Annotated in this window: 5 protein-coding genes; 2 read left to right on the top strand and 3 right to left on the bottom strand. The window is 48.7% G+C overall.

Annotated elements, in window-relative coordinates:
- On the bottom strand, positions 1–1,041 hold a 1,041-nt coding region (locus tag ABHR75_RS09445; RefSeq protein WP_430392725.1), incomplete at its 3' end, for an N-acetylmuramoyl-L-alanine amidase family protein.
- 42 nt (positions 1,042–1,083) lie between these two features.
- Entirely contained in the window at positions 1,084–3,255 is a 2,172-nt protein-coding gene (locus tag ABHR75_RS09440) for an NlpC/P60 family protein (RefSeq protein WP_158554630.1), read from the bottom strand.
- Positions 3,256–3,420: 165 nt separating this feature from the next.
- Here ABHR75_RS09440 and ABHR75_RS09435 point away from each other — a divergent pair, with 165 nt between their 5' ends.
- Together ABHR75_RS09435 and ABHR75_RS09430 are read left to right on the top strand one after the other, a co-directional pair.
- Positions 3,421–5,193, top strand: coding sequence for a phosphotransferase (locus tag ABHR75_RS09435; protein WP_346964189.1), 1,773 nt, complete (start codon positions 3,421–3,423; stop codon positions 5,191–5,193).
- Between the two features lie 2 nt (positions 5,194–5,195).
- Positions 5,196–6,137, top strand: a complete 942-nt coding sequence (locus ABHR75_RS09430) for a DMT family transporter (protein ID WP_138112751.1) — start codon at positions 5,196–5,198, stop codon at positions 6,135–6,137.
- 61 nt (positions 6,138–6,198) lie between these two features.
- Here the strand turns inward: ABHR75_RS09430 and ABHR75_RS09425 are convergent.
- Positions 6,199–7,350 (bottom strand): C39 family peptidase (locus ABHR75_RS09425; protein WP_346964188.1); only part of this gene is annotated, 1,152 nt, incomplete at its 5' end.

Here is a 7,350-nt window from a genome sequence, read left to right as displayed (position 1 = left end):
GTCCTTCAGCCATTCAGTCTTTATAATGCCCGACGCTTGAGAAGGCTCAGCGTAATACCAGTCTCCATCGCTCATAAACCAGCCAAGTGACAACGCTCCCGTTGAAGAAAAATGATACCGGTTGGATCCGATGACATAAAAGCCGGTAGCCATTCTATTGTCATTTGCGACATCGAGCCAATACCAAACGCCATTCACCAAACGCCAGCCCGATGCAAGTGCGCCGGAACCGTCAGCGTAATACCAGTCCGTCCCATCAAACGCCCAACCAACAGTCATTGCGCCGGAATCCGATAAATAGTAACGAGACGAACCGACAGAAACGATTCCTCTAGACATAACACCATCATTGGCGGGATCAAGCCAATACCAGTTATTGCCAGTTTGAAGCCAGCCGGTTAAGACTTCACCATTGCTACCCCAATACCATAAACCGTTATCAAGGTACCATCCATTAATCAGTCCATAGGTTCCAAGAAGATAAGGGTGCCCATCAATAACACGTCGACCAGTAGCCATAGAACAGCTGTTAAGGGAGTCAAACCAGTACCATTGGTCTCCAATAAACTGCCAGCCACTTGCCAAAGCGCCTGACGGACCCGCGTAATACCACTTATTTTCAGTAAAAATCCAGCCGCAGCTCATTGCGCCGTCACGAGCGGGGTCCAAGTAGTACAGCAAGTCGTCAATATTCTGAATTCCGGTCAAACGACAGCCATCTAGATAGTAATACCAGGACAAACCGTTCCATTGCCATCCAGATAGTTGTTCTGTAGTCGACGGGTCATGGCTATCGACAACCTGTAGGCTCGAATCTTCCGTTGTTTTGCCGGCACAATCGCTGGAGTCTTGAGAGCAACCGCCACCGACCAATGCTCCCGGCCCTCCTGTCGAGTCGCGCTCTACGACACCGTTATCCGCCCCCTCTTCCACGGCATAAGCAGTGCAAGAAAATGCGGGGGCTGTAACTGAAAGTAAGGCGGAAAATAGCATCAAGCCAATTACTCGCCAGCAAATTCGATGATCAATCCGAGCATTCATTTCAAGCCCCCAACCGGTACCGACTGTCTTGCAGGGAATCTATTAAATAAACGGACGAGCTGCGCCGATTACATTTCCCCTTGCGCTAATAGGATGAATTCCGACACCTTGATGAGGCCAGGAATCAATCATCAAGCCGCCGCCAAGTGCAATTGCAATATGACCGCGGTAATAAATCACATCGCCGCGTTGAATCGAGCTCGTGCTCACGGGCATAAAGATATTGCTTCGATACCAATTCATGGAATTGTAGGTTTGGCTTGGATCCCAGCGATGGTTATAAGGGTTGTAAACACCCATATCCATGCCAGTAGCATAAAGGCACTGCAAGACAAAACCAGAGCAATCAACAGCTCCACCGGGAGCGGTAGACCAAGGCTCAATATATTGCGTACCGATATACTCATAGGCGCGCTGGATAAAGGCGTTCACGCAATCTTCCCGCGTTGCTTCGACAGAAATGCGAGAAGGGGTCACATAGGTAAAGTATCCGGTGCAATAGCTAGGCAGCTGAACAGTCCAAGAACTGACCTGAGGATACTGGGATGGATTTTGCCAGCCAACTTTGTCGCACTGGCCATCGCTCCAGAAAATTCGGCGAACACCGTCGATGGTCCTTGCGCCCGTTGCCATAGCGCCGCTGCCGTCTAACCAATACCACTTACCCGAATCTTTAAGCCAGCCAACATGCATGCTTCCATTGGACTCAAGGTAATACCATGTTCCATTCAGGCATTTCCAACCAGTTGCCATTTTTCCGTCAGCGTTTAGGTAATACCATGAACCACCAGTAAAAACCCATCCGGTCTTCATCACGCCAGAATTGGCATCAAGCCAATACCAATCGCCGTCAATCTGCAGCCATCCAAGATGAATGGCACCCGTTCCGGGCTCAGCGTAAAACCTTAGATTTGCGACATTAACCCAGCCGGACGCAACCTGCCAACCATCAGCTCCAGCGGTTTTTAGAATAGCGCCGTTTTCGCGAATCACATCCTTGCAAAGATATCCATTATCATCGGCATATCTTTCAACGCCATCATTAACGGTAACCCAGCTTGAAACCACGAGCCTACCGCTCTGGTTTGCAAAACAATCGTTGCCGCTCACCTCAAATAAGCCCGTTTTCATTAGATGGCTAACAGGGTCCAGGTAATACCAGCTAGCGCCTTCTTTATACCAGTCAGAAATAAGCGCACCAGATTGAGAGGCTAGATACCAGCCGTTCTCGGACTGAGCCCAGCCAACAGCCATAACCCCATTGGGGTTCAAATAATATGCTGCATTGCCAAGGTCTAAATACCCAACGGACATCTTACCATCGGAGGCTGGGTCGAGATAATACCAAGCGCCGTTAACGAGTTTCCAGCCAGTGGCCGCAATACCGTTAGAGCAGTAATACCAATCTGCTCCGTCTTTGTACCATCCATTTGCGAGGCCATAGTCACCAAAAATGTAGGTTCTTCCATCAATCTTTTGACGACCCTTAAACATGATGAACGTCTGTGGGTCAAAATAATAGCGAGCCCCACCTATCGTTTGCCATGACGAAGCAAGGGCACCCGATGAATAAGCCCAGTACCAATTCCCGTCAACGAGAATCCAGCCGGTTTTCATAGCACCAGTGGCATCTAAATAGTATTTCCCGCTCCCGAGGTCGACAAAACCAACCTGCATTATATGGGTGGCAGGATCCAGGTAATACCATGTGCCGTCTTGATAAAACCAACCAGCAGCTAAATCGCCTCCAGCATTGGCATAAAACCAATTTCCATCTGAGTTACGTAGCCAGCAGTTCTGATATAGCGCGCCAAAAGGCGTTGCGGCATTGCCGTCATTCGCATAAAACGAAGCAGTCGATCCGCCAGCATCGGTCACATTGAAATAACCTGTCTGCATTGCACCATCATTGGCTGGATCAAGCCAATACCAATAGCCCCCGCTTTGCAGCCAGCCAGTTTGGTGTTTACCGTTTTTTCCGTAATACCAAACTCCAGACGACTCGTCTCGTTGCCAGCCATCTTTTATGACGGAAGAATTATCAGGTTGCAAATCATCGGAAACCACAGAAGAAAAATCCGCTTTTGACTCAATACTCTGAGCCTCAACGGAATCCTGTGCAAACGCGACATTCGCACTCAGGGGCAAGCAGCAAGCAGTGATTAATGACGCAGCAGCACAAACAAGCGTGGCCTTCTTTTCGAATCGATACATAAGCGACCCTCCCAGATATCTCATTTATTTATTTTAATCCACATTCCAGGATTGATTTTCGTTACTGTCTGTTCAGTCTATGTAGATAAATATATTAAATTGAACATAACGTTCAATCATTCTATTCTTTTCCTAAGCAATGAACATCTTAATTGGAGGCCTGCAGTGGAACTGACCAAGCGTAACTTTACTGTTCTGTACGAATACCTAAAGAACCCATATGCCAGCCAGCGAGAAGCTGCCGAGCGCACTGGCCTCTCACTTGGATCGGTAAACGCAGCAAATAAAGAGCTTACGAATGAAGGCCTTCTCGAATCGGACAGCCTAACCGACAACGGTTACGAAGCACTTCACCCCTATAAGGTTGAAAACGCAGTGATATTGGCTGCGGGGCTTTCGAGCCGCTTTGCTCCCATTTCGTATGAAAAGCCCAAAGGCCTTTTAAAGGTACGTGGTGAGATTCTCATCGAACGTCAGATTAGGCAGCTGCAAGACGCAGGTATCAGCAATATCACCGTCGTTGTCGGCTATAAAAAAGAGTATTTCTTCTATCTCGAAAGCAAGTTCGGCGTTTCGATTGTCGTCAACAACGAATATGCATCCAAAAATAACCACGCATCGCTTATGTGCGTAAAAGAGCGGCTTGGCAACACCTATATTTGTTCAAGCGATGATTACCTTCTAAACAATCCGTTTGAAGCATACGTTTGGAAAGCATTTTATTCTGCTCAATATGCTGAAGGCGCCACCAAAGAATGGTGCATTCAAACCGGAGCAATGGACAGAATCACCAATGTTACGATTGGCGGTTCCGATGCTTGGTATATGCTCGGACATGTCTACTTTGATAAAGCCTTCTCGCTTGCATTTAAGCAGATTCTCGAAACGGAATATAACAAGCCCGAAACAACGGACAAGCTTTGGGAAGATCTATATATCGAGCACATCAAGGAGCTCGATATGGTGATCAAAAAGTATCCTGAGGGCGAGATCAACGAATTCGATTCTCTTGATGAACTGCGTGCCTTTGATCCGCATTTTATCGAAAACGTTGACTCCGATATTTTCGATAACATCGAGCAAGTGCTCGGCTGCTCCAAATCAGAGATTCACGACGTTTATCCCCTTAAACAAGGTCTTACGAATCTATCGTGCCACTTTAGAACCAATGACGGAGAGTACGTTTACCGCCATCCGGGAGTCGGGACCGAACTGCTTATTAACAGAAATGGAGAAGTAGCCGCACTTAAAAAGGCCAAGGAACTCGGCCTTGACGACACGTTCATTCATGAGGACCCAAAGCGCGGTTGGAAAATTTCGAAGTTTGTACCCAACGCAAAGCAGCCTGATCCGCATGATGATGCCCAAATGAATCGAATGATGCAGATGTGTCGTTCGCTTCACGAGAGCGGTGCAAATGTCGAAACCGAATTTGACTTCTACCTCGAAGCGAAGCGCTACGAATCACTTCTTTTGGAAAAAGGCCCTATCGACATTCCAGGCTACAGGGAAATGGCCGCCGAAATCGATGAATTGGAGCACTTTGTCCAGGCCGACAATGCGCCAAAATGCCTTTGTCACAATGACTTCTTTTACCTCAATTTCCTTATCGATGAAAACGACAAGTACTATCTCATTGACTGGGAATATGCTGGCATGAGCGATTATGCAAACGATTTTGGAACGTGCAGTGTCTGCTGCGAGCTTTCCGAAGATGAAGTCGACCGCGCGCTTGATGCATATTTTGGGCGCAAGGCAACAAACAACGAAGTTGCACATAACTATGCGCACATTGCCCTTGCAGGATGGTGCTGGTACCTCTGGTCTCTTCTGAAAGAAGCCGAAGGCGACTTCGTAGGCGAATGGCTCTATATCTACTTCAATTACAGTGCCAAATACCTTAAAAAGGCACTGGAGATCTATCGAAAAGGTGAGTAACGATGCAATTCGGCTTTTTTAGCGGTCTTCTTTGGGGCCTTGATACAGTAATACTTGGAATCGGTTTGGCGCTCGCGCCCTATATTGGATCGGCGGAAGCGCTTGCATGTGCCTCCATTGCGGGATCTTTTCTCCATGATGCCTTCTGTGCGATCTGGCTCTTTGGGTACATGGGAGTTCGAGGCAGATTAAAAGACACGCTCGCTGCACTTAAAACTCGTTCGGGCAAGGTCGTCATCGCCGGCGCACTGCTCGGTGGACCTATCGGAATGACCGGATACGTATTGGCGATTAATAATATCGGAGCAGCCTACACGGCAATTATATCCGCCTTCTATCCCGCTGTCGGAGCATTCCTTTCTTTCGTGCTGCTGAAGGAGAAAATGGGCAAAGGACAGATTCTTTCCCTTCTCGTTGCTCTTTGCGGCGTAATGACGATGGGCTATCTATCGGCCGGATCGAGCGAGATTGCAAATGCCCCCCTCGGCTTACTCGGCGCGGTGCTTACTGTTATCGGATGGGGATCCGAAGCGGTGCTGTGCGCATGGGGAATGAAAGATGATGCCGTTGATGACGAAACGGCTTTGCAAATCCGCGAAACTACAAGTGCGCTTGTTTATGGAGTGCTTGTACTCCCCCTCTTCGGAGCATGGCATTTCACGCTGGGTGCCATCCCGAGCATGCCTACATTGATTATTGCACTCGCCGGACTCGCAGGAACTGCATCCTATCTGTTCTATTACAAGGGGATTGCGGCAATCGGAGCAGCGCGTGCGATGGCTCTGAATATCTCCTATTCGGCATGGTCGGTGGTCTTTGGCCTGATCTTGCTTGGAACAATTCCCGATATGGCATCCGTAATCTGCTGCGTTGTAATTGTATGCGGAACAGTTTTGGCAGCTAGTAACTGGGACGAACTATTTGGACGTAATAAGACGGCGTAGCTTGATTAACAATATAGTAAAAGGGGAGAGCTCGACGAGCTCTCCCCTTTTAGCATCATGGCTATTCAATTACCACAGCCTGGCTATCCATCTGTTGCCACGTGCCGAAGAACACCTGGGCATTTCGCGTAACATTGCCGTTAATCGAATCCGAAAGATAGACAATTCCCTGCTCGTCATCATAGCCTTTAAGGACTACGGCATGATTACCGCCCCACAGACCATAGGAATGCCCGTTATACCAACGAGCAGCATAACGGCCTCCTGGCCAACTTCCCCATTCGGTATTCCACATCTCAACAGGTTGTCCACAGGTCAGTCTGTTCTTAATGGAAGAAATTGACGAGAAAGAAACGTCTTTTGCCTGCATGATACTTCCCGCAGCGCGCAGAAAGTTATTACCAGCAATAGTAATCGCAGGGGCGACGCATCCCATGAGACCCCCGCTGCTACGCCTTGGGTTGCCATCAAAGGCGGTAACAAAGTTGCCGTTGCTTCCCTTGGGCAAGTAATAATCCGCAATAATCGTCTTACCTAAACCGAAACCATAGTAGTTAAGCAAGTTTGTAAGGGCAACCGACTCACAGCCAGTAGGAAGTTCCGGGTACTGCGAATAGCACGGGACATCGACCCAAGCGCCAACCATTGCGCCGGATGAACTGAACTTGTAGTCAGTAGAGCCGATCCAATACCAACCGTTGCTCAACATTACTCCCCCACGTGCGGCATCAAGGTAATACAATGTGCCCCCAAGGGAAAGCCATCCCGTTTTCATCGCGCCAGAAGCGGAATCCAGCCAGTACCAGTTGCTGCCATCGTTAAGCCAGCCGGTCGCCATTCGACCATCCGGGTTAAAGTAATACCAAGACCCAGCAATTTGCTGCCACCCAGTCAGAATTACTCCACTAGCAGAACAATAATATCGAGCACCCTGACTCTCAATCCAACCAGTTCTGGCATTACCGTCGTCGTCAATCAGCTGGATTCCCGAATCGGTCATGATGCCTTTAAGGTCAATTGCGCCGCTGGATGACGAATGATACATCCAAGACCCATCACCGTTTGACCAGCAATTAGCCATCATCTTGCCGGTACTATTAAATATGTATTCACATGATCCGATAGTTTGAACGCCCGTGGCCATGGCGTGCGTCGAGGGATCGAGCCAGTACCACGCACCGTTTAGGTTGAGCCAGCCGGAGGCGAGGGCGCC

It is taken from the genome of Collinsella aerofaciens (genome assembly GCF_039752955.1).
In the GTDB taxonomy this organism is placed as follows: Bacteria; Actinomycetota; Coriobacteriia; order Coriobacteriales; family Coriobacteriaceae; genus Collinsella; species Collinsella aerofaciens_BI.
The sequence above is the reverse complement of the archived record's forward strand: the minus strand, read 5'-3'. Positions and strand labels throughout refer to the sequence as shown.